Here is a 26,085-nt window from a genome sequence, read left to right as displayed (position 1 = left end):
CCCGTTTTCGAGAATCGTTCCAGCTTGGAAGAGGAGCAGATGGAAGAATTCAGCGCGTTCCGTCTTGAGCGTGTCGATAAGGTCGCTCATGTGATTATCAATCGACCCGAAAAGATCAATGCCATGAACGCCGAGTTCTGGCAGGAGATACGCAGTCTCTTTCATTGGGCCGATCAGGAACGTTCAGTACGGGCCGTTGTGCTGTCAGGCGCAGGTCCTCATTTTTCTTCCGGTATAGACCTTTCGTTACTTGGCGAGACCGCCGGTCAGCTTGGACGTGACGTAGGCCGCAATTCGGAGTTATTACGCTCCAAGATTCTTGAACTTCAATCGTCTTTCAACGCAGTCGATCAGTGTCGCAAGCCGGTTCTGGCTGCTATCCAGGGATATTGCCTGGGTGGCGCTGTTGACCTGATAGCCGCATGCGACATGCGTTATGCCACAGCCGGAGCTCAATTTGCCTTGAAGGAAATTGATCTAGGCATGGTGGCTGACCTGGGCTCATTGCAACGCCTGCCTCATCTGATCGGTGAAGGCATGCTGCGAGAGCTGGCTTACACAGGGCGATCTTTCAGTGGTGAGGAAGCGTATTCCATGGGGCTGCTCAACCGTATCTATGCAACGGCTGAGCAGATGATGGAAGACGTATTTTCATTGGCGCATACCATCGCTGCCAAATCACCGCTGGCTATACGCGGTACTAAGACGATGATTGGTTATATGCGTGATCATCGGGTAGATGAGGGGTTGGATTACATCGCCACATGGAATGCGGCAATGCTGCAATCAACCGATTTGCGTATCGCATTGGCGGCGCAAATGAGCAGGCAAACTCCGGAGTTCCCGGACTGATGGCAAGCGGATGTAGCGCAGGAGGCGTTTGACGGTATGGTTACCGGAGCGAGAGCACTGAGTCTGGTGCGCGACGAATTGTTCGCGACCATCGATCAGGCTGAACAGAATTTAGAGCGTTTCATTATGGAGCGGCACTGCAGTAGTCTGCTCCAGCGTGCCGTCGAATGCATTCATCAGATTCGCGGTGCCCTGTCCCTTATTGAGCTGGCTGGAGCCGAGCTGCTCGCCCACGAAACATTTGAGCTGGTGACTGACATTCCGGCAGGTGCTGGCGCAGAACGTGACGACCATTTGATGGCGCTCTGTCACGCCCTGCATGTGTTGCGTCGTTACCTTGAGCAGTTCCGCAGCCGTTATGAAGAAATGCCGGAGCTGTTACTGCCTGCTATTAACGAGTTGCGTCGCGTGACGGGGCAACCCGCGTTACCTGAATGCTATTTCTTCACGGTCCGGCTGGATCTGCCGCGTAACCCTGTCTCACGTACTGATGACTTGTCTCTCAGCGAGCAGCGCGGTCTGGCGCGTCGCATGCGGCAAATGTATCAGATTGGCTTGCTGGGCCTGCTTAAGGAGCAGAACCCCAAGGCGAGCCTCAACTTGATGGAGCGTGCACTGACGCGCCTCGACCATCTTTTATGTGATCAAGCGGGAGCAAGGCTGTGTTGGGTCGGTGCGGCTGCCATTGAAGCTTTTCGAGAGGGCGACCTGCTACTTCACCGGACCCGGAAGCAGCTGTTTTCGCGTCTTGACCGTGAGCTCCGTCAGCTGTTGATGGTACCGGAGTACGAACCGCCTCGTAGTATCCTAAAGGATCTCCTGTACCTTATCGCCTTGTCGGAAAGCTCGGGTGCCCGCGCTGAAGAGCTGCGAGAAGCGTTCTCCATCGATACGCTGCCTTATACCGACGCGATGCTCGACAGAGAATATCGCAGGCTGACAGGACCAAGCCAGGCGGTTATGCAATCGCTTTCGCAAGCGATTCATGAAGAGTTGGCAACCGTTAAGGAACTGCTGGATCTTGTAGAACGGCGTGTGGCTGAGCCTGATGCGTATGCCCGACTCTATATCCAGCTGGGTATTCTGGCGAAGACATTGATCATGGTAGGACAGCCTTCCGCGGGTCAAGCCCTGCAAGCACATTTGCCCGTGCTGAATCAGTGGGCCAAAGCCGGAGCGGTGGAACAGGTGCAGCTCGACAATCTCGCCGATGCCATCCTTTATGTGGAAAGCTTGGTTTCCTGTTTTGAGCACGAAACCGACAAGGAAACCTGCCCAGTACCCGCGTCGCCAGGGCAGGAGGGCGAGTCGTTTGGCAACCACCTGTTGAACGAGGCCCAGATGCTGCTGCTGGCTGAAGCCAAGACAGGGCTTTCCAATGCCAAGCAATCCATTTCGGCGTATCTGGACGCCAGGGGTGAAGCCATACACCTGGCCAATGTCCCTGCAACGCTGCATAACGTGAGAGGTGCTCTGTTGTTTCTGGAGCATGCCCGTGCGGCGGAGCTGACTGGTATCTGCGCCCAGTATATTCAGGCGCATATGGTGAATAATTTGAACATGCCGACTGCTTCGCTACTCGAAGTACTGGCGGATGCATTGAGCAGCATCGAGTTCTTCCTTGAAAGCGGTGCAATGGCGTCCCGTTCTGGGCAGCCCGATATCCTCGAGCTGGCTACAGAGAGTGTAAGTGCCCTAGGGTGGAGGCCTGTTGCCGCAGCATGAGTCATTGGGAGCCGGGTTGCCTGGACCTGTCAGGCAGTGTTGATAGTTTGATCATTGTCCATAGTCCGATGGGTTTTCTGACCCGAGAAGACAATGTTCTGTTTTCTCAGAGTTCTCCGTTTTTAAAAGAGCTGACAACATCCGGTATCTACGGCTTGGGCTATTTCGATGGCCAGGCTGTTGCCCTGTATGAAGTCGTGTCTGCTCCCGAGCTTGAGGGTCATGAGTGGCAGCCTCTTCGCCCGTTGATGCTCAAGGCCGAGCATGCCGTCTTCAAGATGTTGGGTTATGCCGCACAGATTGGCACCTGGGCCAATGACCATCGTTACTGTGGCCGCTGCGCTACGCCGACTGCGATCATCAAAGGACAGCGCGGGCTTAACTGTCCTGCCTGCGGGCTGACCCAGTATCCGCGCCTGTCGCCCAGCATCATTGTGCTGATCACTCGGGGTGACGAAGTCTTGCTGGCGCGTTCTCCGCGTTTTGCACCGGGCGTTTACAGTACCTTGGCGGGGTTTGTAGAGCCAGGTGAGACCATCGAGGCGTGCGTGGCGCGTGAGGTCAAGGAAGAGGTAGCCGTCGACGTCAAGAACCTGCACTACCTGGGAAGTCAGAGCTGGCCCTTTCCTCACTCATTAATGCTGGGCTTCCATGCCGAGTATGCTGGCGGAGATATTGTTTGCCAGCCGGAGGAAATTGAAGATGCCCAATGGTTCAAGCTGGATAATCTGCCCCAGCTGCCAGCCAAACAGTCCATTGCCCGTTTCCTCATAGAGCTTTATATCGCTCGCAGGCTAGGCATGCCCGAACCAGTGTTGCCAGACTAAACGCGCCGTCAGTGCCAGTACGACTAGAATAAACAGGGGGCGTATGAATTTTGCGCCTCCGGCTATGGCGGTATGGGCGCCCAGGTAGGCGCCAAACATCAGCGAAATACCCATGGTCAGTCCAAGCATCCAGACTACTTGGCCAAGGCAGATAAACACCGCCAGGGCTACGCCATTGCTGACAAAATTCATCGTGCGCGCTACGCCGCTGGCCCTGACGAGATCGATCCGGTAGAGAATGAGTGTGCTGATCGTCCAGAAAGCGCCCGTGCCTGGTCCGATCAAACCATCGTAAAACCCCAGTCCCAGCCCTTGTGGCCATTGCCGCTTCCGAGGGATCTGAGCATCAGCATCCAGCGGAGCTTCAGGCAACCGACCAAACAGCAGGTAGATACCGCATCCGAATACGGCGAGCGGAAGTAGCCGGTCCAGCCAATGTGCAGGAAGATAATGTGCGCCGATTGCACCGACGGCTGCGCCCAGTGCGGTAGCGCTCAGGGCATTTTTCCATTTGAGAGGCGTAAACAGTTTCTTGCGATAGAACGTATAGGCTGCCGTTGCGCTGCCAAAGGTCGAACTCAGCTTGTTCGTACCCAGTACCAAGTGAGGAGGCACGCCAGCAAGGAGCAGGGCGGGAACCGTTAGCAGGCCGCCTCCGCCAGCAATGGCATCGATGAAGCCTGCAAGAAAGGCAACGGCCGCGAGGATAATAAGTGTGATGGGTTCAAGCGCAAAATCATAAGGCATAACTACAGCTCGACAAGACCGCTATCCCGGCGGGGCGGGCCGTATAGTGCCTAATAATGGAGGGGTTAGAAAGCCCAGGCGGTTATGCCAAGAGGCCACCGTCGACGTTTAAGATCGTACCGGTGGTATAGCTTGACGCATCACTGGCAAGGTATAGCACTGCGCCAGCCATCTCGTCCGGTTGTGCGACACGCTTGAGCGGAATCTGCTGAAGCGCCAGATTGAGGATGGAGGGGTTATTGACCAGTGCCGATGCAAAGCGTGTATCGGTAAGGCCGGGAAGCAAGGCGTTGCAGCGGATGCCAAAACTGGCGCATTCCTTGGCAAAGACTTTGGTGAGGTTGATAACCGCCGCCTTTGTGATGGAGTAAACACCCTGCATGAGGCCCGGCGAAACGCCGTTGACCGAGGCTATGTTAATAATGCTTCCGCCCGTGCCGGCTTGGCGCATCAATTTGCCCGCCTCGATGGACATGAACAGATATCCGCGGATATTGACATCAACCGTCTTTTGAAATGCCTCGGCGTCCGTGTCGAGAATATGCCCGAACTGCGGATTGATAGCGGCATTGTTAACCAGGATATCTAAAGAGCCAAAGCGCTCACCGATGTGGATAAACGTCTGCCTGATTTGATCAAGGTCCCCGATATGGCAGGGTATGACGGTTGCCTGACCGCCAGCTTGGTTAATCGCGTCTGCAACCGATTGGCAGCCGTCGGCCTTGCGGCTGGATACGATGACATGAGCACCCTGCGCAGCGAGCAAATGGGCGATAGCAGCACCTATGCCGCGGCTTGCGCCAGAGACAAATGCTGTCTTGCCGGTAAGATCGAACGCTGCGCTCATGTCATTTCTCCGCTATAAAAAAGCCGGAGCATGCTCCGGCTTTCACGTGCTTAGTTAGGGAACAATTCGCTGAGCTTCATGGCCAGCATCATGTTGCCTTCGGCGCGAACCTTGCCAGCCATGAAGGCCTGCATGCCATCCGTTTCGCCAGAAACGATGCCTTTGAGCGTGTCGGTATTCATGATGAGCGTGCAATCCGGCTCGTCAGCATTGCCTGCCTTGACGTCGCAAGTCTGATCTTTCACAACCAGGTGATAATTCTCACCATCTTCGATGTCAAACTGATAAGTGAGATCCAGGCCGGCGGCCGCATCAGGATTGAACTTGCTTTTCAGGTTTTCGATGATGTCAGCACTGCTCATATGCAGAATCCTTAGGGGTCGTACATGAATGCGGACGCGTCCGCGGTTAGCCCAGCCGCTCATCAGCGGCAATGAATCGAGAGTAGGGTGGCTAGTGTTCGCTGTCAATGGAAAATCATACGGTTGTTTGAATACGCTATAGTTGCCTGGGTGTCCCGCTGGCTGGCAAGCGTAGCCATGAGTATGCTTAGTGGATCAAGAGTCGTGGATGAGCGGAAGGCTTGTCGACAGTAAGGAGAGCATGTGGATTTTTTTGCGGATTACGCCAGTTTTCTAATTAAGACCGTTACGGTTGTCATTGCCATCATGGCGGTGCTGATTTTTATCGCTGCCCTACGCAGTAAAGGCAAGCGTGCCACGGGAGGACACCTTGAAGTCCAGAAACTGAATGATTTCTACAAATCGCTAAGGCTCCGCTTGCAGCAGAGCGTCCTTGACAAGGAACGCTTCAAGACGATGCGCAAGGAGGAGGCGAAAGCAGAAAAGGCCAATCGCAAGAAAGGGGCTGCCAAGAGCCACGTCTATGTGCTGAATTTCGATGGCGACATCAAGGCGTCTGCCACTGAGCAACTGCGCCATGAGGTGACGGCCGTATTAACGATGGCAACTTCCAAGGATGAAGTGGTTGTTCGTCTGGAGAGCGGTGGAGGCATGGTGCATGGCTATGGGCTGGCAGCCTCGCAACTGGCACGCATCCGTCAGGCAGGTGTTCCGTTGACGATCTGTGTCGACAAAGTTGCTGCCAGTGGCGGATACATGATGGCCTGTATCGGTGACCGCATCCTGAGTGCGCCATTCGCCATTCTGGGCTCGATCGGTGTTGTTGCCCAGCTACCCAACGTTCACAAGCTGCTGAAAAAGCACGATGTCGATTATGAGGTTCTTACGGCTGGCGAATACAAGCGCACCTTGACGGTATTCGGTGAAAATACGGAAAAAGGGCGCGAGAAATTCCAGGAAGACCTGGAGAAAACCCATGAGCTCTTCAAGAACTTCGTGAATCGGTATCGCCCGCAACTGATCATGGATGAGGTGGCCACAGGAGAGGTATGGCTCGGTGAGTCGGCATTGGGTAAACGTCTGGTTGATGAACTTAAGACCAGTGACGAGTACCTATGCGAGCGAGCCAAAGTGGCAGAGATTTTCCAGGTTCGCTTTATTGAAAGAAAGACATTGCCTGAGCGCGTAGGTCTGTTTGCCAGCGCCACTGTCGACCGACTGGTTACGACATGGTGGGGTAGATTCACTCAGCATCGCCCTTGGCAGTAATGCCCAGGTTTTCAGGCATCACGATTAGGAGAAGGTAGATGGATACTTTCAAGGCGCTCTGGATTACGGAAGGCCCTCATGGGGCATTCCAGCAAGAGCTCATCCAGCGCCGTATCGATGAACTGCCCGCTGGCGAGGTGCTGATCAAGGTCTGTTATTCCTCGCTCAATTACAAGGATGCCCTGTCGGCGATTGGTAATCGCGGTGTTACACGGCGTTATCCTCATACCCCTGGTATCGATGCGGCCGGTATCGTGGTCGAATCTCAGTCGGATGAGTTTAAAGAAGGCGACGAGGTCATCGTGACGGGGTATGACCTTGGCATGGATACGCCGGGAGGCTTCGGGCAATACATTCGTGTTCCTGCTGCCTGGGTGATCAAGCGGCCTGAGGCTTTGTCGCTACGTGAGGCCATGACGCTGGGTACAGCAGGCCTGACGGCTGGGTTGTGTATCGACAAGCTTGAGCATGCAGGCCTGGTACCGGAAGCGGGTACTGTTCTGGTAACGGGTGCTTGTGGTGGTGTTGGAAGCCTTGCCATCAAGTTGTTGAGCAAGCTGGGCTATCGAGTAGCGGCTTCCACAGGCAAGCTGGAGCAGGCCGAGTTTCTCCATCACCTTGGCGCACAACAGATCCTGGATCGTGCCACGGTATTAGATGGTATTGAAAAGCCGCTTTTAAAAGAGCAATGGGCCGGCGCGGTAGACACCGTGGGCGGTGACATCCTGTTCAATATCGTGAAGTCCCTGAGCTATGGCGCAAGCGTTGCCAGCTGCGGCCTGACGGCTGGCAGTGGTTTCAAGGCATCGGTCTTTCCGTTCATTCTGCGTGGTGTCAATCTACTGGGGGTAGACTCGGTAGAGTTGCCCCTATCTGTAAAAGCAGCCATGTGGGAAAAGCTTTCGGCAGAGTGGAGGCTGGAGGGGCTGGATGAAATCACACGAGAAGTACCGCTTGATGATCTGCCAGGCACTATCAATCAGATGTTGGCAGGTAAAATGATCGGACGGGCACTCGTCAATCTTCAATGAATACATAGCCTATAAAAAAGCCCCGCTAATACGGGGCTTTTTTCATCAGGCCAAGCGTCGCCGGAAAAGCGGTTGGGGCTGATCTACACCGCTCTGGTAGGCAACCGTGAAATCGTCCAGGCCTGCCAGGGCTGCTTCTGGATCACGATCTGCACGGATCACATAGGCATCAAAGCCACAACGCTGCATGAAAAAGAGCTGGTCCTGGAGCACATCGCCAATGGCGCGAAGCTCTCCCTTGTAACCAAAACGCTCCCGCAGCAGACGCGCGTAGCTGAAGCCACGACCGTCAGTAAAGGCCGGAAAATTAATGGCGATTACCTGAAAATGCTCCAGGGAATCAGCAATGCTTTCCGGCTCTTCATCGCTATCCAGCCAAACGCCCAGCCCGCCGTCGCGTGTCGTCAAGGCATGACCATGCTCAAGCCAGAGCGCAGCGGGAATGATGACGTTATCGCTGTTGGGAATTTCCTCGAAGGTGGTTTCCTTTGGCAACAGGTGCCAGTTATCGGTAACGACCTCGCGTCCCTTAATGATTCTTTGCATAGACGCGCTCCTTGAAGGGGTCGATGCCAATACGGCGGTAGGTATCGATAAAACGCTCATCTTCGGTGCGCTGATCGACGTAGACATTGATGATCTTCTCGATCACATCCGGCATTTCGTCCTGAGCAAAGGAGGGGCCCAGGATCTTTGCCAGGCTGGCGTCACGACCGGCATAGCCGCCGAGCGACACCTGGTAGAACTCTTCGCCTTTCTTGTCTACGCCCAGAATACCGATATGGCCTACATGGTGATGCCCGCAGGCGTTCATGCAGCCGGAGATGTTCAGGTCGATATCACCGATGTCGAACAGATAGTCCAGATCATCGAAGCGGCGCTGGATCGACTCGGCCACCGGAATGGACTTGGCATTCGCCAGCGAACAGAAATCGCCGCCTGGGCAGCAGATCATATCCGTTAGAAGGCCCACATTTGGTGTCGCAAAACCATTCTCGCGCAGTTCGTTCCACAGCGTGAACAACTGATCCTGACGGACATCTGCCAGGATGATGTTTTGCGTGTGGGACGTACGAAGCTCGCCAAAGCTATAGCGGTCCGCCAGATCGGCAGCGGTGTCGAGCTGCTTGTCAGTGACATCGCCAGGCGCTGTGCCGGTGGGCTTGAGGGATAGCGTTACCGCTACGTAACCCGGCTTCTTGTGCGGGAAGGTGTTGCGGCTTCTCCAGCGGGCAAAGCCCGGATTCTCGGCGTCCAGCTTTGCCAAGGCCTCGCTTTGGTTTTCGAGCGCTTCATAAGCCGGATCAACAAAGAACTTGGACACGCGCTCGACTTCTGCTTCGATCAGGGTGCTAGGGCCGTCTTTAAGATGCGCCCATTCCGCTTCGACCTTCTCGGCAAAAGCTTCTTCACCCAGCGCCTTCACCAGGATCTTGATGCGTGCCTTGAACTTGTTATCCCGACGACCATAACGGTTATAGACGCGCAGGATCGCTTCCAGATAGGTCAGTAGATGCTGCCAGGGCAGGAAGTCCTTGATGAACGCACCTACGTAAGGCGTACGGCCTTGTCCGCCACCTACCAACACGCGGAAGCCAAGCTCGCCCGCTTCGTTCTTGACTGCCTCAAGACCAATGTCATGAACCTCGATGGCGGCACGGTCCATCTTGGCGCCGTTCACGGCAATCTTGAACTTGCGTGGCAGGTGGGCGAATTCGGGATGGAAGGTCGACCACTGGCGGATGATCTCACACCAGGGACGTGGGTCGACTAGCTCGTCCGCCGCTACACCGGCGAACTGGTCGGTTGTTGTGTTACGAATACAGTTGCCACTGGTCTGGATGGCATGCATCTGCACCGTAGCCAGCTCGGCCAGAATATCTGGAATCTCTTCAAGCTCAGGCCAGTTGAACTGAAAGTTCTGGCGCGTACTGACATGGGCATACCCTTTGTCGTAGTCGCGGGCGATCTGCGCCAGTTTGCGTACTTGCTTGGTGTTGAGCAGGCCATACGGTACTGCGATACGCAGCATAGGGGCGTAGCGCTGGATATACAGGCCGTTCTGCAGGCGGAGTGGGCGATACTCTTCGCCTGAAAGCTCACCAGCCAGATAACGGCGGGTCTGATCGCGGAACTGCTTGACGCGTTCCTCGACGATCCTCTGGTCGTATTCGTCGTATACGTACATTAAAAATCCTGCTCAGGCTAAGGCTGTGCGCGCACGACTGCGCGTTCTTATCAGATATGCCCACGATAACAGCACCCGTATATGCTTAAAAGTGATGTTTTTTTATATAAAAATCGATTTGGGCGATAAGAGGTGATTCAAGCAGGTATGGCAAGGCAGCGCTTGCCCTGGGGTTCAGGGAAGCGCTGTCTTACCAGAGGTGTACTAGTTGAATTGGCTCTTGAACCAGTCCCACACACCAAACGAGAAGTTGGGGAAGATATCGATGTTCAGGGCCGATTTGATCAGATAGAGAATTACCAAGCCAACCGCGACACTAAACAGCAGGAAAACAGCAATCACGAGCGCCTTAGCCATCTGGGACAGCTCATGCTGGCGCCGGGACAGATCACGGCGGTTGCGGCCAACCAGGAACACACAGTAGTACCGCCAGCGCCACAGTTTGAACGTGGCGCGAAGGTCAATCGCATGCTTTCCCCATTGGCGGGCGCCAAACGCAACCTTGAGCGCCTGGAGTTGCTCCTCGGTGAACGACTCTTTCAGGTCGCTGGGCAAGCGCTCCTTCAGGCCTTGAACGAAGGGGTCTTGATGGATATCGATATCCGGCATCGTACAGATCCTTTTTGCGTCTGCCAGGGCAGAGGCCTTTGAGCTAACAGGTTTCCTTCCTGCACAGGACGTGTACAGGCCTATCTCTTCGCACCGGCAGATGAAACATCTTTGCCTTAAACGACTGCTTACAAGGCGCTGTCGTAGTAGGTGTACGCGCCGGTAAGTGCGGCTACGGACTCAACGTAGTGGCTTACATGGGGTGGCATAGCCAGGCCTTTGACCATCGTCAGGTTGCGCAGCGTTGGGCAGCGTTGGATAGATCAGTACGTCGTCCCAGCTAAGGGTGTTACCGTTATCTGCCGGTATGGGCAAAACCTTTAGCCCTACAAGCGTTTTTTCTGCGCTTTGCTTGTGGAGGGGTATTTCCTCAAGGACCTGCTCAAATGAGCGCTCAATCATCGTTTCCTCGCGCAGCTGAAAATAATCACGCGCCGATGGTTACGAGTTCCGGCGGGCTAATCGCAACACTACGCGGAAATAGCAGGCCTTTAATGGCGAGACGTGTGCTGTCGATGCATTCAAGAGTGGCGCTGATATCGGCTCCGGTGCGTATGACACGCTCTAGGTTGCCCAGCTCATCCAGCTTTCAGGCATTATCAAGACGCTCACCCATGCGGCTGCCATCGTTGAGCTGGAGAATAGGCACCTTTTTGCGCCGATCAGCTCGAAGCAGGTAGCTTCGTCATCATTGGAAAGGTAGATCTTCTCGCGCTCGACCTGCTTGTAATTAGCAACCATATCGGCACGGACGCAGAAGGGGCAATGATCGTATGGCGAGAGTTTCATGGACATCCTTATTGCTGCGAGCCTGTCCGCAGTGAGCAGGCCTCAGGCAAAAGGGTGTCCATGTGTAAAGCGGTACGGTAGTGCCGCCAGGGCGGGGTGGCGCTTAGCGGACCCGCTTGATCAGCCGCTTGCTGTCAACGGTCTGCACGGCGCGCGCTCTAAGTTGCCCGCAACCACCCTCGATATCCTGGCCGGCTGAATTACGGACTTTGGTCAATACACCACGGCTGTGGAGATAGCGGACGATCTCAACGATACGCTCACCGCGTGGCCGCTGGTAATCATCACCCTCCAGGCTGTTGTAGGGAATCATGTTCATAACGGCATACTTGCCCTTGAGCAGGCGCAGGATGCCGTCCAGCTCTTCCTGGTTGTCATTGATGCCGGCCAGGAGCGTCCATTGATACTGGATGGGATAACCTGTTTGGCGAGCATAGGCTTCGCCAAGTTCGACCAGTTCTTCCGGATCTATCCGGGGGGCCTTAGGCAACAGCTGTTGTCTCAGGTCGGCACGGGTCGTGTGAAGCGAGAGCGCTAGGGCTGGACGGACAGTTTGCTGAGGCAGACGCTCAAATACCCTCATGTCTCCTACGGTTGAAAACACCAGGTTCTTGTGGCCGATGCCGCCCTCTGTGCCGAGCAGATCGATCGCTTCCAGTACGTTGTCCAGATTATGGGCCGGCTCGCCCATCCCCATGAAGACCACTTTCTTGACCGACCGGAAACGACGAGCCAGCGCAACCTGGGCCACGATTTCAGCACTACCCACCTGGCGCAGCAAACCGCTCTTGCCCGTCATGCAGAATACACAGCCCACTGCACATCCCACTTGTGTAGAGACGCACAGACCATCCCGAGGCAACAGTACGCTTTCCACCATCTGCCCGTCGGTCAGCTCTACGAGCAGGCGCGCTGAGCCATCGGCAGCAGGGTGCTCTGATTTCAATCGAGCAAGCCCGTCGAGCGTGCGGGCAAGCTCAGGTAGCCCTTCACGAACGGTCAGCGGCAGAAAGTTTTCCGTTTGCTGATGCCGTGTCCCGGTGTCGAGTGGCAGGCCTTTCAGCCAGGCGCGACTGACGCGTCCGATGTGCATGGGTTTGGCGCCGAGGTCGGCAAGGCGGTTTTGAACGTCGTGGATGCGCATGAAATAGACTACTGATTCATAGGGCGGAATACGGTTGCTACGGGTGGATCAGTCTCGCACGCGTAACGTCAGGCCCTTCAGGAAATTTCGTAATAACTGATCGCCACAGGTGCGGTAGTTGCTGTGTCCAAACTTGCGAAACACTGCGTTGAGCTCTGGCTTGGTGATAGTGAAGTCTACGGATTGCAAAATCTGCAGGATGTCTTCTTCCCGGAGTTCGAAAGCTACGCGCAGCTTTTTCATTACCAGGTTGTTCGTAACCGGCAGCTCAAGCGGAGGGGCAGGGCGGCTCTCGTCCTTGCCGCGTAGGTGGAAGACCAGACCATCCAGAAAGCTGGCCATCAACTCGTCCGGGCACAGCTCGAACCCGGCCTCATCATCTCGCTTGAGAAAAGCGGTAATGTCATCTGAGCTGACCGTTTTGCCAGCCAATTTAAAGATATCGGCAACCTTCCGGTCATTGATATCCAACATGTAGCGAACGCTACGTAATACATCGTTATTGAGCATGCGGGTGATCCTTGGGTAAGCGTGAAAGACGTAAAGAGCAGCGCGGTTAGAAGCGTTCCTGAAGTGAAAGGTAGCGCCACTGCCCCAAGGGGAGCTTGCCCATCGAAACGCCGCCTATTCTCAGACGCTTCATGCTGACTACCTTTAGCCCAACGCTTTCACAAAGGCGCTGAATGATTCCAGGTGCGGGATTCTTCATGGCGAAACGCAAGCGTGTCTCGTTCTGCCAGCTGACCTTGCAGGCAGGAAGTGTCTGGCCTTTATGGGTATGACCGCGTTTGAGGCGTTCCAGCCCGTTCTGCGCTATCTCACCGCTGACTTCAACGACATATTCCTGTTCAAGCTTGGCGGCATCCTCAGTCAGTTTGCGCAGCGTCCGCCAGTCCTGGCTATAAACCGCCAACCCTTCCGCGCCGGGTTGCAATGCCAGCCCTGGCTTTAAGCGAGCAAAATGCCCCTTGAGTACCGGCCGCTCGCTTGGGTCTTCCGCCCAGTGCGTTTCACGGCTAAGCAGATGCTTGTCAGCGTCTGGCAGTGAGGTGATGCCAGCGGGCTGATAGACCAGAAACGTTACAGGCTCCAGCGGGGTAGCCGAAGCGCCTGGTAGCAATGCCACCGTTTCGGCGTGAACCTGAAATTGCGGCTCGTCGATAACATTGCCATCGACCGTAACCCAACCCCCTTCGATATACAGCTCAGCCTCACGGCGCGAGCAGCCCAGCAGTTCAATGAGGCGTTTGGAAAGGCGAATGGAGTCAGTCATGAGGAGAGGCAAACGTCAGAAAAGAAGACTAGTTTACCTGGGATGCACGAAAAGGGCGGGACTTATCCGACCCGCCCTGATCTTATGCCGCTATCTGGTAAACGGTTGCCCGTTGATGGTGACGTTCTGTGCAGTCAGACCCTCCACGTGCTCAAGCACACCAATGCCACCTGCCTTCTGGAAATGAACATCCACCAGTCGTAGGTCTTTTATAGGTGCCCGTTCGAAGCCGCGAACCTGAAACACCTGATCGGCACGTTGGCAGACGAGGTTGCGAATCTCGATATCGCGCACCGTTGGGTCGAACTTCCCGGCATCGCCTTCCTCGTAGTGGAAGTCTATGACGATCGCATTCTGGACCTCACCAATGGTGATATCCCGATAGCGAATATGCTCGATTACGCCGCCGCGTATGGAGTTGGTCTTGAAGCGGATACCGCGCTCCAGATCGGGGCTGCTCATGCTGCAATGCTCGACAAAGATGTTTCGTGCGCCGCCCGAGATCTCGCTGCCAATTACGACACCGCCATGGCCTGCCTCCATCTTGCAGTTGGCGATGACAATATTCTCGGCAGGTCGATTAATCCGGCGTCCATCCGCATTACGTCCGGACTTGATGGCAATGCAGTCGTCACCGGTATTGAAGAAGCAATTCTCGATCACTACGTTGCGGCAGGACTCAGGATCGCAGCCGTCCGAGTTCGGGCCCAGGCTTTCCAGGTGCACGCCGCGCACGGTCACGTTTTCGCACAGCACTGGATTCAAGAGCCAGAAGGGTGCCCGTATGATGCGCACATCCTCGATCAGCACGTTCTCGCATAGGTAAGGCTGCACGAAAGGTGGACGGAAATAGTAGCCTTCGGCATACAGCCGTTGCTCTGGCGGTACGCCAGCCTCCACATCCTTCATCAACGCTTCGCGGCCAGCATCCTGAGAAGGATAGCCCTCCACACCCCACTCCTTGTTGCCTTTCCAGGGCCACCACGTAGTGCGGTCCGCCTGGCCGTCCAGTTCGCCCTTGCCGGTAATGGCAATGTTCTTTTGGCGGTACGCGTAGATCAGTGGGGAATAACCCATCAGCTCCATGCCTTCCCAGCGGGTAAACACCGCAGGCAAATAAGCCTTGGGATTGGTGATGAAGCGAATCTTTGCGCCTTCTTCGATATGCAGGTTGATGTTGGACTTGAGGTGGATGGGGCCGGTCAAGTAATCGCCACCGGTTACCAGTACCCGACCACCGCCAGCAGCGAAGCAGGCCTGAATGGCGGCGGCAAAAGCCTTGGAGTTATCGGTACGACCATCGCCTGCCGCGCCATAGCGGCGGATATCGAAGTCTACGTTTGGAAAGCGGGGGACGGTGGTCTTGCGGCGGATCGCATCGGCCATGGCCCAATCGTTGGTCTGGCCAGAACCGCCTGACCCGAACGACGAGCACCCTTGAAGATTGATCAGCGCAAGGCCCGCAGCCCCTCCTGCCATGGACGCCAGAATACGACGTCGACTAAACATGCTCACTCAGCAATTCCTTATTCGAGTTGTTTGCTTCAGGTGATGCCGCGATACGCGGCCCTTCCACTATAGACGCAATCGAAGCGGCGCGAGGCTATGAGGCTACTAAGGTAGGTAGTGAAATGGGGTGGCACGGTTCAACGTGCAAGCCAAATGAGTGCAAGACCAACCGTACACGTTGCTCAGGGGAGAAAGGGTATAGCCAAGCAGGGTTTAACCTCGCTGCACAACATGCAGAAAGTTAAGCGTCGATAAGGAAAGCGATTCACGCAAAAAGGCAGGGCGCAGATCTACATCATGAAGGGATGCCCTGGGAAACCATCGAAACTCTAATGATGTTCCAGCCTCTGTGCCGTTATGGGTACGCGACTTATCGAGAAGGGTAGAGTGGCTGCGAAGCTGAGCGCGAAAGTACAAGCCGATTTCATGATTTGGCTGGTTTAGGTAATCAAAGAAGTTTTCAACCAAATATAGTAGCTCGCCACAAACGATAGGCTCGTCAAGCTCCTCCATCATTTCGCGAACAAGTGTGGCCTGGGCGTTTTCACCTGGCTCAACCCGGCCTCCAGGTAATGCCCAGAATGAGTCATTCACGCCTCGGTGTAGCAGAATATGGTTGTCGTGTTCCACAACGGCCGCTGCACGCACCTGGAAGCGGTAGCCGTCAATATCGACAGAGATCATGAGTCATTGCCTTTGTCGGGTAAGAGCCGGGCATGGTATCTGGTAAAGGTAGACCGCTCAGGCTTGCCCCAGCTGTTTGGCTGTTTTGGCGACAGGAGCCAGAGTCGTCACCTGCTGATGAGCCTTGAGAATCTTGTTTGCAGCCATCAGGTTCTTGGCTGGAAGAACCAATCCTGATTCAAAAGGGCTCAATACAAACGTTGTGATCAACGCGGTCATCAGCCCGACCGTACGCGCCTTGGGCTCGATGCTGCGGCAGAGCCTGTGAACCCGCACGGTGTAGAACAGCACAGGTGGAAGCGTGACGAGTGTAAGCAGAACTGACGCCTGCATGCCGTGCTTTTCCCATTGCAGCGAGAAGAAAACACACATGACCCCAAACCACACAACATGCATTACATAGGTGTGGATCAGGCCGGTACGGGCCTTGGTAAGGTCACGAATAAGCTGATCTTTCGAAGGGGCATCAGCGCTCCTTGTCATCTTGGCTCTCCTGTTGAGGCGGAGCGTTTCCTGGGTGATATAAAGCTTGAGTGAAGGAGAGGGCCTCAACACTTTTTGCCTGAACACGATCTGGAGACGCGCTGCTTACCAGGGTTACGGTATAGGGCGTGGATGACAGATTCTTTAAACGTTAAGCCAGCAAGGCATCTAGCATGCTGCTCTGAGCGCTCCAAGCGATGCGAGTCAAGCTCGCTATCGCGCACAATAGGCCCGTAGAGGCCGATTTACTTCCACAGCGCCCATTCTTACGATGACCCGCTTCGGATATGATGCGCGCCCCTCAACGCTGTACTCAAATCAGGTCATCATGCCCGGCAACGCCCTTTATACCGATCTGTCGGGTTACTACGATCTCATGTGCGCCGATATCAACTATCAGGCGCAAAGCCACTGTGTTCATCGGTTGCATCAGTTATTCGGAAATGGCGGAAGCAGGCATCTCGATCTGGCCTGCGGAACAGGGCCGCATGTTCGGCATTTTATTGATGCTGGCTATCAAAGTGCAGGGCTCGACATCAATCAGCCCATGCTGGATAGAGCATCCACTCGCTGCCCGGAAGCTCAGTTTTCCTTGCAAGACATGTGCGGCTTCATGATAGAGGAGCCGGTCGACCTCATTACCTGCTTTTTGTATTCCATTCATTACAGCGCAAGTGTTGAAAGGCTGAAGGCCTGTATCGCCAGCGTATATGGCGCATTGGCCAATCATGGGATCTTCTGCTTCAACGCGGTCGACAAGAACACTATCGACAACAACTCATTTGTATCGCACACCGCAAATCACCCTGACGGCTTATTTAATTTCAGCTCATGCTGGAATTACAGGGGAGAGGGCGAGCAGCAATCGCTAAAACTTCGCATCGAAAAAACGACAGCTGATGAGCGCCAGGTATGGCACGACGAACACCCTATGGTGGCTGTAAGTTTTGACGAGTTACAGACGCTATTGCAGCCGTATTTTGAGGTTCATGTTCTGGAACATGATTATGAGAAGATCATTCCTTGGGATGGGGCTTCTGGGAATGCGATTTTTGTTTGTGTAAAGACTTAACGATGTATGAGATAGCGGCTATTCATGACAGGGAATTGTTGTGTGGTTGAGATAGTAAAAAAGCCTATGCTTTTGCTCAGCATTAGCGGTCAGATGCTGGCTTCAGTCAAGTCTGACTAACTAAGGAGTAGGCTTTAGCTCGCGCAGTGAGCGAAGCGAACGGTTTCAACCAGTTGTTAGCCGGTGATGGAAGATAGCTTTTCGCATAAATATGCGTCTTCTCTTTCGATGAACTCTTCAGGGCTTTCATTGCAGGAGTATGCCTCGAAAATATGGTTAATGACTTTCTTTGCCTGTGCCACAGTGAGATGCTTTGTGTCAATTAACTCAAGAAGGGCTTCGGCAGCTTCATTAAGGCTGAAGCAATACTCTCCAGCTGCAATGCTTAGTTCTGCATGGGCTGTCTCGTAGCTTGTTTTTGAACCTTTGTACTGGGTTAAATATGCAAGTGGCTTTTCTAAAATCTCAAAAGGATAAATTTCTTGATATCTTTGGCAGTACTCTATTAGAAGCCGCCTGACTTGCTCGCCATCTAGATTACGGAAGCCGTCGTCTAGTAGAGTATTAAGTTTTGTATTGGCTACCCAATTTTTCATAGCGGATATAAGCCTAGGCTAACGTTTGGTTAAAGGGCGGGCTTTAGCCCGTCCCAAGTGAGCGAAGCGAACGACTTAAACCGATAGTTAGGCCTCGGCCGGACTATCGCTGTTTCTCTTTCGGGCTGGCGAAAGAAATGAAATTTTAAGATCGATTTGGTATTTTTGAACTAGCCCTATTAGTTGGTGTGGCACGTAGAAATTTGCCCAGTTTCTTAATGATTTAATACTAATAATAAGGCAGGTTTCCGAGTGACTATTCGTTAGATTCTTGGTGATCCACGCTAAGGTGTTTTCAATTTCGTTTATCTCGCAAGGTATGGAACGATAGGGTATTAAGGTGTCAGGCCTTACTCCGCTCCGTACATTTGGAAAATACTCTCGTATAAGACTTGTTGTCTCTTCCTCTATTCCATCCACGACGATGAAGTAGGAAATACAGTCTTCGTCGGCGTTTGTCATATTATTGGCCTAACGTTTGGTTAAGGGGCGTGCTTTAGCCCGTCCCAGTGAGCGAAGCGAACGGTTTGAACCAGTAGTTATAAGCTCACCTCCGATACAAGGGATGCACCTTGTCTCGTAAAAATATATAGATTGCTGCCCTTGCTGTTGTAGTCGTGCCGCAGTAGGCCGAGCTCTACTAATGTTTTGAAGTCGTCTTCTACGAAGCGTTGCTCATCTATATCAATTTGTCCGCCTTCGCCATCTAGAAATTGATATAAGCAGCCGCCAAGCATTTTCATTTCTAAAGCCTTGGATGCCTTGGATGCCTTGGAGTTTTCAAATTGAATAAGTATGGAAATAGCTTGCTTGGACAAACTTGATGATGGCTTAAGTGCCGTTGCAAGATCACTAAATCCATCGAATTTGCTAGAAAATGACGCTAGCGCACCATCTATACGCTGTAGTTGATCGAGTACTATATTTCGATCTTGATTTAAAATTGCCTTTATTCCGATCGTGGCTTTTGTATTTAGGAGCAGTAGATCTTTAATTTCTTCGTGATTGATTTTTGTAAGCCACTCCATGAACTCACCAAATCCGGCCTGTTCTTGTGATGCTTTTTCTGATCTAAATTGTCCGATAAGTGCAACAATTGCTGCAAAGGATTCGGCTACAGGCATTACGGTGCTCCTTTGAGCTTATAACGTTTGGTTAAGGGGCGGGCTTTAGCCCGTCCCAGCGAGCGAAGCGAGTGATTTGAACCAGGTGTTAGGTTTTGCACGCGTAACCGCCTAACCTGGAAATTGTGAATGCGACCGACTCGCCGACCAATCTAGGATCACTGGAGCTCACCACGTCTTCGACAGTAAATAGGCCGCAGTCTACGAGGACAAGGTTAACGCCGATAACCTTACCAAAAGCGCGATAACGCCAACCGCCAAGATGTTCCAGACCCGAGTGCCCAGATGGGTTACCAGTAAAAATAGCCTCCCACTCTTGGCCATCGCCTATGAGCGGGTAGAACTCAAAGTCAAACTCTTCACCAATCTTTGGGCACGTATCTTCACAGACACTAAATTCATCCATTACATGTAGTTGCTGCCCACAAGTTTCTATTACGGCTTCGAGATATGGACCTTCTGTCGAAATCAGACGTGCACGAACCATATTCAACCTAACGTTTGGTTAAGGGGCGGGCTTTAGCCCGTCCCAGTGAGCAAAGCGAACGGTTTGAACCAGTTGTTAGGCGGTAACGGCAATGACATATGGGTGTTCGTTGAATTTTGTATTTCGAGAACGAAAATAAGCCCGATATGTCCGAGACTGAAGTTGTTTTTGAATGAAAGCACCATCAGTCATGATGCGATAGCTAGCTGATTCAAGAAATTTTATACCAAGCTCCTTTGCTTGCTCTTTAATTGTTCCCCAGGTATTTGCAGTTGGGGATATTAACATTTCATTTGGGGGGATTCCTGAGATTCCATCATCACTTTCTATATCACCATTGAAGGCTCTTTTAAGCGCGCCCGCTGATGGTGCCCAGATGATTAGCGTAATAATGGGTTCATCGGACGGGGAAAAGTCCTTCAGTGTATTAGATGTCATTAGAAATGCCGGGCCTGCCTGATATATGCGATCAGTAACTTTTACTGGCATTTCGGGTAATGTGCTAATTCCTTTTCCTAAATGTTTCCTTAATTCATTCCAGATCACGTTTTCTCCATAGGCTCAAGATTATCTGCTGGAAAGAGGGGTTATAAAACACATATTTGATTCCACTCGGTTTTGCTCTTAAGCCTAACGATTAAGCTAAGGGGCGGCGGCACGCCGTCCCAGCGAACGAAGTGAGCGACTTGAGCGCCTTGTTAGGCATAAACCACCTCGCTTGCGAACTGCGGATATTCACTTTGCATTTCAGTAAGGCATTCTTTTAGTAGCACCGCCTCACGAGGTAGGTGTTGTGAGAACTGCGCCCAGCCTAAGAACCTAACTGTGTATGGCATTTCAACCAAGCCAGTTATGGCGTCCCAGAAAGCATCCCAGTTAGCACCATACCAGCCCGGAAAATTCAGCGACTCCATCAGTAAAGAGTGCAGTTCTTCTGCGCTAGTGATAGCTCGGAGATCAATCTCTACTAGCTGTACGCGGGCAATATGTTTTTGCCTAACGCTAGTGGTAATGGGCGCCAACGGAGCGCAGCGTAGTTGGCGTCCCGTTGACCACCTTGTTAAATCTCGGGCTCAAAAAAATATATGTTTAACTCACAATCGTCTGGATCACTTAGGAAGTTTTCCAACACAACCTTAAATTTTCTTTCCGGAAACTGCGTGCATAGCTTGGCTTCCCACGCCTGCACAATGGCGTTTGCGAGGTAAAGAAGAAATTCATCCGTGACCTCTTCTTCGGCACCTAAGAAGAGATTTGCCAAGTCGATCAGGTTTAAATATTTTTGAGCCTCAGCCTTATTCGTGCAATTAGAAATAATTGTCTCGTATCTATTCTTCTGCCAAAGGCTTTCAATAAATACCGTATCATCAACCATGATGAAGCTTGGCCAAACAAGCTCCAAATATCCGAGAAAATGATCGTACCTACCTATACAGGTGATCCAATCTCCCAAGGAGATTCCGTTGCCATTGTTCCACTTCGGTAGCTCTGGAACTAATCCTTCAAACTTACTCATAGACATTTAACGTTGGAAGTAACGTGCAGCCGGAGTTGCGAAGCAGCGAAGGGAACCCAAAGCGTCGCTTTGGGTTGTCACGTTGACCGAAAGGTTAGCTGCCGAACGGCGGGATAGCTTCATTCGGGAAATATCGCTTCCAGAGGAGTTCAATAACATAAGCGCGCGCCTCTTCTTCGGAGTCGGCAGGATATACCGTTAAATTGCATCCATCATCAAGTGCTTGTACCCAAGAAAAATTACGATCTGATAGGGTATTTAAAAGCTCACTCTTGAGTGCTAATAGTGAGGCCGGATTGTCTAGATTTAAATCAGCCACGCGAAACGCAGCCTCATCTGCCAGCCCGACTTCTACTGAAAACAGCGAGAGCGTGTTGAGAAGGGTTGGACCAAGGAGGTGCTTCATGGCAGCTAACGTTTGGTTAAGGGGCGGGCTTTAGCCCGTCCCAGTGAGCGAAGCGAACGGTTTGAGCCTATTGTTAGGGTTGCCCAACAGTGCCTCCCCAGTTTGCATATAGCGTTTTATTGGATAGTACCCAATTCTTAAAGTGCTCAATCGCCTCGGGTTGCGAAGCGAAAGACACCAGGTCGAATTTTCCACCACGCTCAAAGTAGAAGCACTCGATCTCATCACCATAGTTGAGAATGCAAAAGCAACAGTCTTGGGGTGTTTCGTTGATGCGGATTTGCCCCATGCGGATTCCGGCAGATTTAAGCTCGGTGGCTAGGTTTGCGAATGGCGACATGGGAACCCTAACGCTTGGTTAAGGGGCCGGCTTTAGCCGGTCCCAGTGAGCGAAGCGAGCGGCTTGAACCGCTAGTTAGGTTGCCTTGCTACGGTCTGAGTAGTAGAAGCCTAAAACTGTACCTATGAGTGTGCCGGAAAAGGCTAACACTTCGCTAAAGTATGGACTTTTCAGCACTGCACTTAAAAACACACCAAACATTAGAAGAAAAACCACCATAAAGCCTAATATCGCTGGCATGCGCTTATTAATTCTCTCGGTTCGGGGTTCTGCTTGTCCGATACCGCCGCAGACACCACATGGAAGCCCAGCGAACTCTTTGCCTTTCAACTCATGTTCTTTTACGCAAACAGCACAAGAAGATTCGTTAGTGCCGTTTTTGCAAGTTCCTACGCCAGAGCAGTGAGCGCAGGGATATAGGTTAGATTTGATCTGGTGCATATTCCCTTTGCAACCTAACGCCTACATAAAAGGCGCGCGTGAGCGCGTCCAGCCCGCAGGGCGATTTTTGATGTACTTGTTATGTGTTTGACTTAAGGTCTCCACATTAATATTTTATTTCCGTATGACAGAGATCGCGCCTCTCTAACAGAGTCATCGCTCCATTCAACCGAAAAATCTTCATCTCTGTCTAATTTTAAATCTGAATGACTCAATTTAAGCTCGACTAACTTTTCTTTCCATAATATTTCTTCCTTATCTTCAGGTAGCTCTTTTTGTTCAAGCTCAGCACCAAATGCTCGAAAATTGGCCAGCCTCTCAAGCTTGGCTTCTAACGAAACATCATCAAATTCAGCCGTCGCATAAGCCCATGGGGTCTCGAAGCTAAAGCCAGAAAGTGTTGCGACTTTTTGATTATTAAATAGTAATGTAAGTGGCTTATCCATTTGATTACACATAACGTCTGGTTAAGAGGCGGGCTTTAGCCCGTCCCAGCGAACGAAGTGAGCGGCTTGAACCACTTGTTAGGCTTCACCACCCCGGGTAATTTTTATGATGCGCAGAATATCTTGTGGCGCATCGGTGGCTGCAATTGCTTCGTACATTGCCTCGTGAATATTACCCTGAGCCAAGAATGCTGCCGCGCTATAGCCACGCGCTTTAGAGAAACAGGTTAAATGCTCCGGATCGTCTAACTCTTGAAGTTCAAAATATCGGTCATCGAATTTTTGAGCGATCTCATGTAACCGTTCGTGATGCATCTCTTGGATTGATTTTTCTATATCAACGCCATCAAGGCCAACCTCGCTCGCCGCCCACAACACAGCCTTAGAAATCAAAGCTATCCGCTCTGGAGCAGACATAGCATTCAATATTTCTTCAATATCTGCGTCGATTGTAGATAGCCGCGAATTCATCTGTGATGCCTAACGTTTGGTTAAGGGGCCGGCTTTAGCCGGTCCCGAGTGAGCGAAGCGAACGACTTGAACCAATTGTTATACGATTGTGACTTTGAGCACCCCTGAAACATTAAACTGGACATCGCTTCCAAATTCTGAATTCCACATTACATCTCCCGTGCCTGACCAACTAAAGCCGAATTCTTGCCCCGATGCATTGCCAAAAGTAATTCTATTATTATTTGTTTCGACGTGGCCGAACACGCTCAGTATTCCTACTTCTGGGTGAGGATTGTTTTCCGATGACCACTCACTCACAAGCCCATCTAGATCTTCCAGCGACTTCGCTTTTAGAATTAACCCCTGATGGCTTAGTGATGGTGCCCAGTTAGATTCTTCGAATTCAATTTCTTTTGTGGTGATTTCCAAGTAACAATGGAGTTCGTTTTCCAAGAACTTCCCATGCACATTTGCCTCGTAGATTTCAAATGCTCTATCTTTGAGATGAAACACGATAGCCTCCGAGGTATAACGTTTGGTTAAGGGGCGGGCTTTAGCGCGTCCCAGTGAGCGGAGCGAACGATTTGAACCAGTTGTTAGAGAACAGCTGCTCGATCAATTGCAGCTTCATAAGCACGAGGTTCGAATAAAAAAGGCCCGATGTTTTCAATGATGCGTGGTTCTTCATAACCGTTTTCGTATGCGAAATTTTCCCAAATATAGCCGGAATCGGTTTTAACTATTTGTGCGGAGTAAGCGCCACAGCCGATGTCACCACACTCGGGACATATATAAAGCAGTACACGGTTTTTAGGCTCAGTAAGCAATTTTAACTTTCTGGCAGTGGTTTCGTTTTGAGCATTAAAGCCTTTTACAAAACAGCCCATAAAGTCATCATGCCCTCCATCTGCTTTAACTATGGCATGAAGTAGAGACTCACCATTGATTAAAAAATCTGATGAGGTTCTCTCTGCAACCGTACATCCGTTGGATTCACTTCCAGCACGAAAGAGAGATTGGTGGCTGAGCATAGTTGTATGCATAATTCTCTAACGCGAAGTTAAGGGGCTGGCGGTACGCCAGTCCCAGTGAGCAAAGCGAACGTTCTTGAACGCATTGTTATGCATTCGCCGCATTATCAAGACCAACGATCGCTTGGCTTATACGCTCTCCGGTACAGCTCGTTTGGTGCCCCCAGCAGGAAGAGCAGACTCTGCCATGTACATTCCGTTCGCCCTCGAGAACGATTACAGGCGTAACGCCATCGCCTGCATGCCCTCTGCGTGCGACCATATTTTCGTCGGTGGTAGATCGGAAATTGACACCGCTTTGCCCAACAAACTCGTAGACCTCATCAAAGTTCAATGCGACATATACTGGGTTCCCATTACTTCCTTGCGGGTGCGGCATAACTTCTCCTTACTGCATAACTATTATTAGACGTCATGTGACGGATAACACGCTGGACGCGTTTGACGGATAACCTTCCTTGTCATCTTCATTCTTCCTGTCTAGGGTGGACGTTTCCGAGGAGCACTGACGGTATAAAGGAGTTATACGTCATGGAAAGGAAGCCACGGCTGCTGGATCAAGTGCGAGAGCAAATCAGGCTCAAACATTACTCGATCCGAACGGAACGCGTCTATTGCGAGTGGGTCAAGCGATTCATTCGTTTTCATGATTATCGACATCCGGTCGAAATGGGAGCACCGGAGGTTGAGTCTTTTTTATCTCATCTGGCTGTCAATAAAGACGTGGCTGCGTCGACCCAGAATCAGGCGCTGGCTGCGCTTCTGTTTCTTTATAAAGAAGTATTACGGCAGGACTTGCCCTGGCTGGGTGAAGTTGTGCGCGCTAAAAAGCCAAGTCGTTTACCTGTAGTGTTATCTATAGAGGAAGTGCAGAAGATTCTGGCGAATCAAGGACGAGCCGTGGCTTATTTCAAACTCGCTGTACGGCACAGGGATGCGGTTGATGGAGGCTGTCAGGCTGCGCGTTAAAGATATCGACTTTGGTCGGCGAGAAATCCTTATTCGTGACGGAAAAGGCCAGAAGGACAGGGTTACGGTGTTACCCCTGCGCTTGATTGAGCCGCTCAAGGTGCAACTTTCTCATGTGAAACATCTTCATCAGCATGAGGTGGCACAAGGGCGCGGTGATGTGTATCTGCCCGATGCCCTGGCGCGCAAATACCCTAGAGCACCTTGGGAGTGGGGCTGGCAATACGTGTTTCCAGCTTCTGGTTTATCGGTTGATCCCCGCAGTGGTGCCGTCAGGCGTCATCACTTCAATGAGCAGAGGCTTCAGCGTGGCTTCAAACGCGCTGTTCAGGTGGCAGGCATTGTTAAGCTGGCTACGCCCCATACGTTGCGCCACAGCTTTGCCACGCATCTGCTGGAGAGTGGCCAGGATATTTGGACAGTGCAGGAGCTGCTGGGCCACGCCGATGTAAAAACCACCATGATTTATACCCACGTACTTAATCGCGGTGGGCTGGCCGTCTTGAGTCCATTGGATCGAGTTTAAGCGGCTTCTTTACTCGTCTTCGGAGTCGGCACCAATGGCTTCGAAACAGACGAGACGATGCCCTTCGATTAGCCAGCTGTTGGCTGCGGCGTCGTGCTCGGCTTCCATTACGCTGTTGTAGCTGAACTGCCAGCGCTTGCGTTCACGCCCGTCCAGCGCCTCGATGGTCAGGACGATCTCTTCGCTTTCAAAGGACTCGTCCGCCTCTGCAGCGGCATCGGCCTGGTCGAGAAGATCATCATTCAAGGTAAAGTTGGCCGCATGGAGCCCGTCGATTTCGAGCATGTCGGCGAGTTCGAGTTGGTCGAGCAGGTAGGGCGTTTCGGTGGTCATGGGCAG

The 26,085-nt window shown here is 52.3% G+C and carries 32 protein-coding genes and 1 pseudogene; 7 read left to right on the top strand and 26 right to left on the bottom strand.

Going from position 1 to position 26,085, the window contains the following annotated elements; all coding sequences use genetic code 11:
- Nucleotides 1-39 precede the first annotated feature (39 nt).
- The 3 genes from JQR90_RS11925 to nudC are packed head-to-tail and all read left to right on the top strand — an operon-like array spanning nucleotide 40 to nucleotide 3,404.
- Nucleotides 40-852, top strand: a complete 813-nt coding sequence (locus tag JQR90_RS11925; protein WP_010794859.1) for a crotonase/enoyl-CoA hydratase family protein — start codon at nucleotides 40-42, stop codon at nucleotides 850-852.
- Nucleotides 853-888: 36 nt separating this feature from the next.
- Nucleotides 889-2,577: a hypothetical protein gene (locus JQR90_RS11920; protein ID WP_010794858.1), complete on the top strand. Its 1,689-nt coding sequence runs from the start codon at nucleotides 889-891 to the stop codon at nucleotides 2,575-2,577.
- On the top strand, nucleotides 2,574-3,404 hold the full coding sequence (gene nudC / locus JQR90_RS11915) for an NAD(+) diphosphatase (protein WP_010794857.1): 831 nt from the start codon (nucleotides 2,574-2,576) through the stop codon (nucleotides 3,402-3,404). The genes JQR90_RS11920 and nudC overlap by 4 nt, the downstream gene beginning before the upstream one ends.
- Here the strand turns inward: nudC and JQR90_RS11910 are convergent.
- The 3 genes from JQR90_RS11910 to JQR90_RS11900 form a co-directional block, all read right to left on the bottom strand.
- Nucleotides 3,372-4,151 carry a TSUP family transporter gene (locus JQR90_RS11910; RefSeq protein ID WP_010794856.1) on the bottom strand — a complete coding sequence of 260 codons (780 nt, stop codon included), beginning with the start codon at nucleotides 4,149-4,151 and terminating at the stop codon, nucleotides 3,372-3,374. The two genes, nudC and JQR90_RS11910, sit on opposite strands and share 33 nt — an antisense overlap.
- A gap of 82 nt (nucleotides 4,152-4,233) precedes the next feature.
- On the bottom strand, nucleotides 4,234-4,998 hold the full coding sequence (locus JQR90_RS11905) for an SDR family oxidoreductase (RefSeq protein ID WP_010794855.1): 765 nt from the start codon (nucleotides 4,996-4,998) through the stop codon (nucleotides 4,234-4,236).
- A gap of 50 nt (nucleotides 4,999-5,048) precedes the next feature.
- Nucleotides 5,049-5,360 (bottom strand): SCP2 sterol-binding domain-containing protein, encoded by a 312-nt coding sequence (locus JQR90_RS11900; RefSeq protein WP_010794854.1) that lies wholly within the window; start codon nucleotides 5,358-5,360, stop codon nucleotides 5,049-5,051.
- Nucleotides 5,361-5,603: 243 nt separating this feature from the next.
- Between JQR90_RS11900 and sohB the strand changes: the two genes are divergently transcribed.
- Nucleotides 5,604-6,629 (top strand): protease SohB, encoded by a 1,026-nt coding sequence (gene sohB, locus JQR90_RS11895; RefSeq protein WP_010794853.1) that lies wholly within the window; start codon nucleotides 5,604-5,606, stop codon nucleotides 6,627-6,629.
- Between the two features lie 38 nt (nucleotides 6,630-6,667).
- Complete coding sequence (locus JQR90_RS11890; protein ID WP_010794852.1) at nucleotides 6,668-7,660, top strand: YhdH/YhfP family quinone oxidoreductase; 993 nt, start codon at nucleotides 6,668-6,670, stop codon at nucleotides 7,658-7,660.
- Nucleotides 7,661-7,705: 45 nt separating this feature from the next.
- Here the strand turns inward: JQR90_RS11890 and JQR90_RS11885 are convergent, their stop codons facing one another.
- The 11 genes from JQR90_RS11885 to JQR90_RS11835 form a co-directional block, all read right to left on the bottom strand.
- Nucleotides 7,706-8,206 (bottom strand): DUF934 domain-containing protein, encoded by a 501-nt coding sequence (locus tag JQR90_RS11885; protein WP_010794851.1) that lies wholly within the window; start codon nucleotides 8,204-8,206, stop codon nucleotides 7,706-7,708.
- Complete coding sequence (locus JQR90_RS11880) at nucleotides 8,190-9,848, bottom strand: nitrite/sulfite reductase (protein WP_010794850.1); 1,659 nt, start codon at nucleotides 9,846-9,848, stop codon at nucleotides 8,190-8,192. The genes JQR90_RS11885 and JQR90_RS11880 overlap by 17 nt, the downstream gene beginning before the upstream one ends.
- A gap of 204 nt (nucleotides 9,849-10,052) precedes the next feature.
- Nucleotides 10,053-10,457: a hypothetical protein gene (locus JQR90_RS11875; protein WP_010794849.1), complete on the bottom strand. Its 405-nt coding sequence runs from the start codon at nucleotides 10,455-10,457 to the stop codon at nucleotides 10,053-10,055.
- A gap of 128 nt (nucleotides 10,458-10,585) precedes the next feature.
- Nucleotides 10,586-10,666 (bottom strand): hypothetical protein, encoded by an 81-nt coding sequence (locus tag JQR90_RS11870; protein WP_371106367.1) that lies wholly within the window; start codon nucleotides 10,664-10,666, stop codon nucleotides 10,586-10,588.
- On the bottom strand, nucleotides 10,638-10,859 hold the full coding sequence (locus tag JQR90_RS11865; RefSeq protein ID WP_010794848.1) for a hypothetical protein: 222 nt from the start codon (nucleotides 10,857-10,859) through the stop codon (nucleotides 10,638-10,640). Before JQR90_RS11865 ends, JQR90_RS11870 begins: the two co-directional genes overlap by 29 nt.
- A gap of 490 nt (nucleotides 10,860-11,349) precedes the next feature.
- The gene (locus JQR90_RS11860) at nucleotides 11,350-12,390 is read right to left on the bottom strand and encodes an RNA methyltransferase (protein ID WP_010794846.1); all 1,041 of its coding nucleotides are present in this window, start codon (nucleotides 12,388-12,390) and stop codon (nucleotides 11,350-11,352) included.
- A 48-nt stretch (nucleotides 12,391-12,438) separates the two neighbouring features.
- The gene (locus JQR90_RS11855; RefSeq protein ID WP_010794845.1) at nucleotides 12,439-12,900 is read right to left on the bottom strand and encodes a DUF1456 family protein; all 462 of its coding nucleotides are present in this window, start codon (nucleotides 12,898-12,900) and stop codon (nucleotides 12,439-12,441) included.
- Between the two features lie 46 nt (nucleotides 12,901-12,946).
- Nucleotides 12,947-13,663 carry an rRNA pseudouridine synthase gene (locus JQR90_RS11850; RefSeq protein ID WP_010794844.1) on the bottom strand — a complete coding sequence of 239 codons (717 nt, stop codon included), beginning with the start codon at nucleotides 13,661-13,663 and terminating at the stop codon, nucleotides 12,947-12,949.
- Nucleotides 13,664-13,753: 90 nt separating this feature from the next.
- Nucleotides 13,754-15,172 (bottom strand): glycoside hydrolase family 28 protein, encoded by a 1,419-nt coding sequence (locus tag JQR90_RS11845; RefSeq protein WP_010794843.1) that lies wholly within the window; start codon nucleotides 15,170-15,172, stop codon nucleotides 13,754-13,756.
- Nucleotides 15,173-15,385: 213 nt separating this feature from the next.
- Nucleotides 15,386-15,856: an NUDIX hydrolase gene (locus JQR90_RS11840; protein WP_010794842.1), complete on the bottom strand. Its 471-nt coding sequence runs from the start codon at nucleotides 15,854-15,856 to the stop codon at nucleotides 15,386-15,388.
- A 57-nt stretch (nucleotides 15,857-15,913) separates the two neighbouring features.
- Complete coding sequence (locus JQR90_RS11835) at nucleotides 15,914-16,339, bottom strand: hypothetical protein (RefSeq protein WP_010794841.1); 426 nt, start codon at nucleotides 16,337-16,339, stop codon at nucleotides 15,914-15,916.
- 328 nt (nucleotides 16,340-16,667) lie between these two features.
- Between JQR90_RS11835 and JQR90_RS11830 the strand changes: the two genes are divergently transcribed.
- Nucleotides 16,668-17,411, top strand: a complete 744-nt coding sequence (locus tag JQR90_RS11830; RefSeq protein ID WP_010794840.1) for a class I SAM-dependent DNA methyltransferase — start codon at nucleotides 16,668-16,670, stop codon at nucleotides 17,409-17,411.
- 176 nt (nucleotides 17,412-17,587) lie between these two features.
- On the opposite strand, the gene JQR90_RS11825 is transcribed toward JQR90_RS11830, so the two are convergent.
- From JQR90_RS11825 to JQR90_RS11775, 11 genes are all read right to left on the bottom strand, one after another.
- Nucleotides 17,588-18,007 (bottom strand): hypothetical protein, encoded by a 420-nt coding sequence (locus JQR90_RS11825; RefSeq protein WP_010794839.1) that lies wholly within the window; start codon nucleotides 18,005-18,007, stop codon nucleotides 17,588-17,590.
- 539 nt (nucleotides 18,008-18,546) lie between these two features.
- Nucleotides 18,547-19,131, bottom strand: a complete 585-nt coding sequence (locus JQR90_RS11820; RefSeq protein WP_083603008.1) for a hypothetical protein — start codon at nucleotides 19,129-19,131, stop codon at nucleotides 18,547-18,549.
- A gap of 562 nt (nucleotides 19,132-19,693) precedes the next feature.
- On the bottom strand, nucleotides 19,694-20,164 hold the full coding sequence (locus JQR90_RS11815; protein ID WP_010794833.1) for a hypothetical protein: 471 nt from the start codon (nucleotides 20,162-20,164) through the stop codon (nucleotides 19,694-19,696).
- Between the two features lie 152 nt (nucleotides 20,165-20,316).
- A complete protein-coding gene (locus JQR90_RS11810) occupies nucleotides 20,317-20,532 on the bottom strand; it encodes a barstar family protein (protein ID WP_230382329.1) in 216 nt (71 codons plus the stop codon).
- A 146-nt stretch (nucleotides 20,533-20,678) separates the two neighbouring features.
- The gene (locus JQR90_RS11805; RefSeq protein ID WP_010794832.1) at nucleotides 20,679-21,134 is read right to left on the bottom strand and encodes a hypothetical protein; all 456 of its coding nucleotides are present in this window, start codon (nucleotides 21,132-21,134) and stop codon (nucleotides 20,679-20,681) included.
- Nucleotides 21,135-21,228: 94 nt separating this feature from the next.
- On the bottom strand, nucleotides 21,229-21,540 hold the full coding sequence (locus JQR90_RS11800) for a hypothetical protein (protein WP_010794831.1): 312 nt from the start codon (nucleotides 21,538-21,540) through the stop codon (nucleotides 21,229-21,231).
- Between the two features lie 73 nt (nucleotides 21,541-21,613).
- On the bottom strand, nucleotides 21,614-21,880 hold the full coding sequence (locus tag JQR90_RS11795; RefSeq protein ID WP_010794830.1) for a hypothetical protein: 267 nt from the start codon (nucleotides 21,878-21,880) through the stop codon (nucleotides 21,614-21,616).
- 533 nt (nucleotides 21,881-22,413) lie between these two features.
- The gene (locus JQR90_RS11790) at nucleotides 22,414-22,767 is read right to left on the bottom strand and encodes a hypothetical protein (protein WP_010794829.1); all 354 of its coding nucleotides are present in this window, start codon (nucleotides 22,765-22,767) and stop codon (nucleotides 22,414-22,416) included.
- A gap of 78 nt (nucleotides 22,768-22,845) precedes the next feature.
- On the bottom strand, nucleotides 22,846-23,238 hold the full coding sequence (locus tag JQR90_RS11785) for a hypothetical protein (protein WP_010794828.1): 393 nt from the start codon (nucleotides 23,236-23,238) through the stop codon (nucleotides 22,846-22,848).
- A 78-nt stretch (nucleotides 23,239-23,316) separates the two neighbouring features.
- Nucleotides 23,317-23,733, bottom strand: a complete 417-nt coding sequence (locus JQR90_RS11780) for a hypothetical protein (protein WP_073450843.1) — start codon at nucleotides 23,731-23,733, stop codon at nucleotides 23,317-23,319.
- Between the two features lie 83 nt (nucleotides 23,734-23,816).
- Nucleotides 23,817-24,263 carry a hypothetical protein gene (locus JQR90_RS11775; RefSeq protein ID WP_073450842.1) on the bottom strand — a complete coding sequence of 149 codons (447 nt, stop codon included), beginning with the start codon at nucleotides 24,261-24,263 and terminating at the stop codon, nucleotides 23,817-23,819.
- A 519-nt stretch (nucleotides 24,264-24,782) separates the two neighbouring features.
- Between JQR90_RS11775 and JQR90_RS11770 the strand changes: the two are divergent.
- Nucleotides 24,783-25,746: pseudogene (locus JQR90_RS11770) on the top strand (integron integrase).
- A 9-nt stretch (nucleotides 25,747-25,755) separates the two neighbouring features.
- Here the strand turns inward: JQR90_RS11770 and JQR90_RS11765 are convergent.
- Complete coding sequence (locus tag JQR90_RS11765; RefSeq protein WP_010794822.1) at nucleotides 25,756-26,079, bottom strand: DUF5629 family protein; 324 nt, start codon at nucleotides 26,077-26,079, stop codon at nucleotides 25,756-25,758.
- Between the last annotated feature and the right edge of the window lie 6 nt (nucleotides 26,080-26,085).

Source organism: Pseudomonas sp. JZ114 (assembly GCF_051027705.1).
GTDB lineage: Bacteria > Pseudomonadota > Gammaproteobacteria > Pseudomonadales > Pseudomonadaceae > Chryseomonas > Chryseomonas luteola.
Note: the sequence above shows the minus strand (reverse complement) of the source record. Positions and strands in the feature narration are given on the sequence as shown.

What these genes read in the sequence shown, in the direction of transcription:
- JQR90_RS11925 (WP_010794859.1), top strand. Translation starts at nt 40, where the DNA reads ATGGAAGAATTCAGCGCGTTCCGTCTTGAGCGTGTCGATAAGGTCGCT.
- JQR90_RS11920 (WP_010794858.1), top strand. Translation starts at nt 889, where the DNA reads ATGGTTACCGGAGCGAGAGCACTGAGTCTGGTGCGCGACGAATTGTTC.
- nudC (WP_010794857.1), top strand. Translation starts at nt 2,574, where the DNA reads ATGAGTCATTGGGAGCCGGGTTGCCTGGACCTGTCAGGCAGTGTTGAT.
- JQR90_RS11910 (WP_010794856.1), bottom strand. Translation starts at nt 4,151, where the DNA reads ATGCCTTATGATTTTGCGCTTGAACCCATCACACTTATTATCCTCGCG.
- JQR90_RS11905 (WP_010794855.1), bottom strand. Translation starts at nt 4,998, where the DNA reads ATGAGCGCAGCGTTCGATCTTACCGGCAAGACAGCATTTGTCTCTGGC.
- JQR90_RS11900 (WP_010794854.1), bottom strand. Translation starts at nt 5,360, where the DNA reads ATGAGCAGTGCTGACATCATCGAAAACCTGAAAAGCAAGTTCAATCCT.
- JQR90_RS11890 (WP_010794852.1), top strand. Translation starts at nt 6,668, where the DNA reads ATGGATACTTTCAAGGCGCTCTGGATTACGGAAGGCCCTCATGGGGCA.
- JQR90_RS11885 (WP_010794851.1), bottom strand. Translation starts at nt 8,206, where the DNA reads ATGCAAAGAATCATTAAGGGACGCGAGGTCGTTACCGATAACTGGCAC.
- JQR90_RS11880 (WP_010794850.1), bottom strand. Translation starts at nt 9,848, where the DNA reads ATGTACGTATACGACGAATACGACCAGAGGATCGTCGAGGAACGCGTC.
- JQR90_RS11875 (WP_010794849.1), bottom strand. Translation starts at nt 10,457, where the DNA reads ATGCCGGATATCGATATCCATCAAGACCCCTTCGTTCAAGGCCTGAAG.
- JQR90_RS11870 (WP_371106367.1), bottom strand. Translation starts at nt 10,666, where the DNA reads ATGCCACCCCATGTAAGCCACTACGTTGAGTCCGTAGCCGCACTTACC.
- JQR90_RS11865 (WP_010794848.1), bottom strand. Translation starts at nt 10,859, where the DNA reads ATGATTGAGCGCTCATTTGAGCAGGTCCTTGAGGAAATACCCCTCCAC.
- JQR90_RS11860 (WP_010794846.1), bottom strand. Translation starts at nt 12,390, where the DNA reads ATGCGCATCCACGACGTTCAAAACCGCCTTGCCGACCTCGGCGCCAAA.
- JQR90_RS11855 (WP_010794845.1), bottom strand. Translation starts at nt 12,900, where the DNA reads ATGCTCAATAACGATGTATTACGTAGCGTTCGCTACATGTTGGATATC.
- JQR90_RS11850 (WP_010794844.1), bottom strand. Translation starts at nt 13,663, where the DNA reads ATGACTGACTCCATTCGCCTTTCCAAACGCCTCATTGAACTGCTGGGC.
- JQR90_RS11845 (WP_010794843.1), bottom strand. Translation starts at nt 15,172, where the DNA reads ATGTTTAGTCGACGTCGTATTCTGGCGTCCATGGCAGGAGGGGCTGCG.
- JQR90_RS11840 (WP_010794842.1), bottom strand. Translation starts at nt 15,856, where the DNA reads ATGATCTCTGTCGATATTGACGGCTACCGCTTCCAGGTGCGTGCAGCG.
- JQR90_RS11835 (WP_010794841.1), bottom strand. Translation starts at nt 16,339, where the DNA reads ATGACAAGGAGCGCTGATGCCCCTTCGAAAGATCAGCTTATTCGTGAC.
- JQR90_RS11830 (WP_010794840.1), top strand. Translation starts at nt 16,668, where the DNA reads ATGCCCGGCAACGCCCTTTATACCGATCTGTCGGGTTACTACGATCTC.
- JQR90_RS11825 (WP_010794839.1), bottom strand. Translation starts at nt 18,007, where the DNA reads ATGAAAAATTGGGTAGCCAATACAAAACTTAATACTCTACTAGACGAC.
- JQR90_RS11820 (WP_083603008.1), bottom strand. Translation starts at nt 19,131, where the DNA reads ATGCCTGTAGCCGAATCCTTTGCAGCAATTGTTGCACTTATCGGACAA.
- JQR90_RS11810 (WP_230382329.1), bottom strand. Translation starts at nt 20,532, where the DNA reads ATGGAGTCGCTGAATTTTCCGGGCTGGTATGGTGCTAACTGGGATGCT.
- JQR90_RS11805 (WP_010794832.1), bottom strand. Translation starts at nt 21,134, where the DNA reads ATGAGTAAGTTTGAAGGATTAGTTCCAGAGCTACCGAAGTGGAACAAT.
- JQR90_RS11800 (WP_010794831.1), bottom strand. Translation starts at nt 21,540, where the DNA reads ATGAAGCACCTCCTTGGTCCAACCCTTCTCAACACGCTCTCGCTGTTT.
- JQR90_RS11795 (WP_010794830.1), bottom strand. Translation starts at nt 21,880, where the DNA reads ATGTCGCCATTCGCAAACCTAGCCACCGAGCTTAAATCTGCCGGAATC.
- JQR90_RS11790 (WP_010794829.1), bottom strand. Translation starts at nt 22,767, where the DNA reads ATGGATAAGCCACTTACATTACTATTTAATAATCAAAAAGTCGCAACA.
- JQR90_RS11785 (WP_010794828.1), bottom strand. Translation starts at nt 23,238, where the DNA reads ATGAATTCGCGGCTATCTACAATCGACGCAGATATTGAAGAAATATTG.
- JQR90_RS11775 (WP_073450842.1), bottom strand. Translation starts at nt 24,263, where the DNA reads ATGCATACAACTATGCTCAGCCACCAATCTCTCTTTCGTGCTGGAAGT.
- JQR90_RS11765 (WP_010794822.1), bottom strand. Translation starts at nt 26,079, where the DNA reads ATGACCACCGAAACGCCCTACCTGCTCGACCAACTCGAACTCGCCGAC.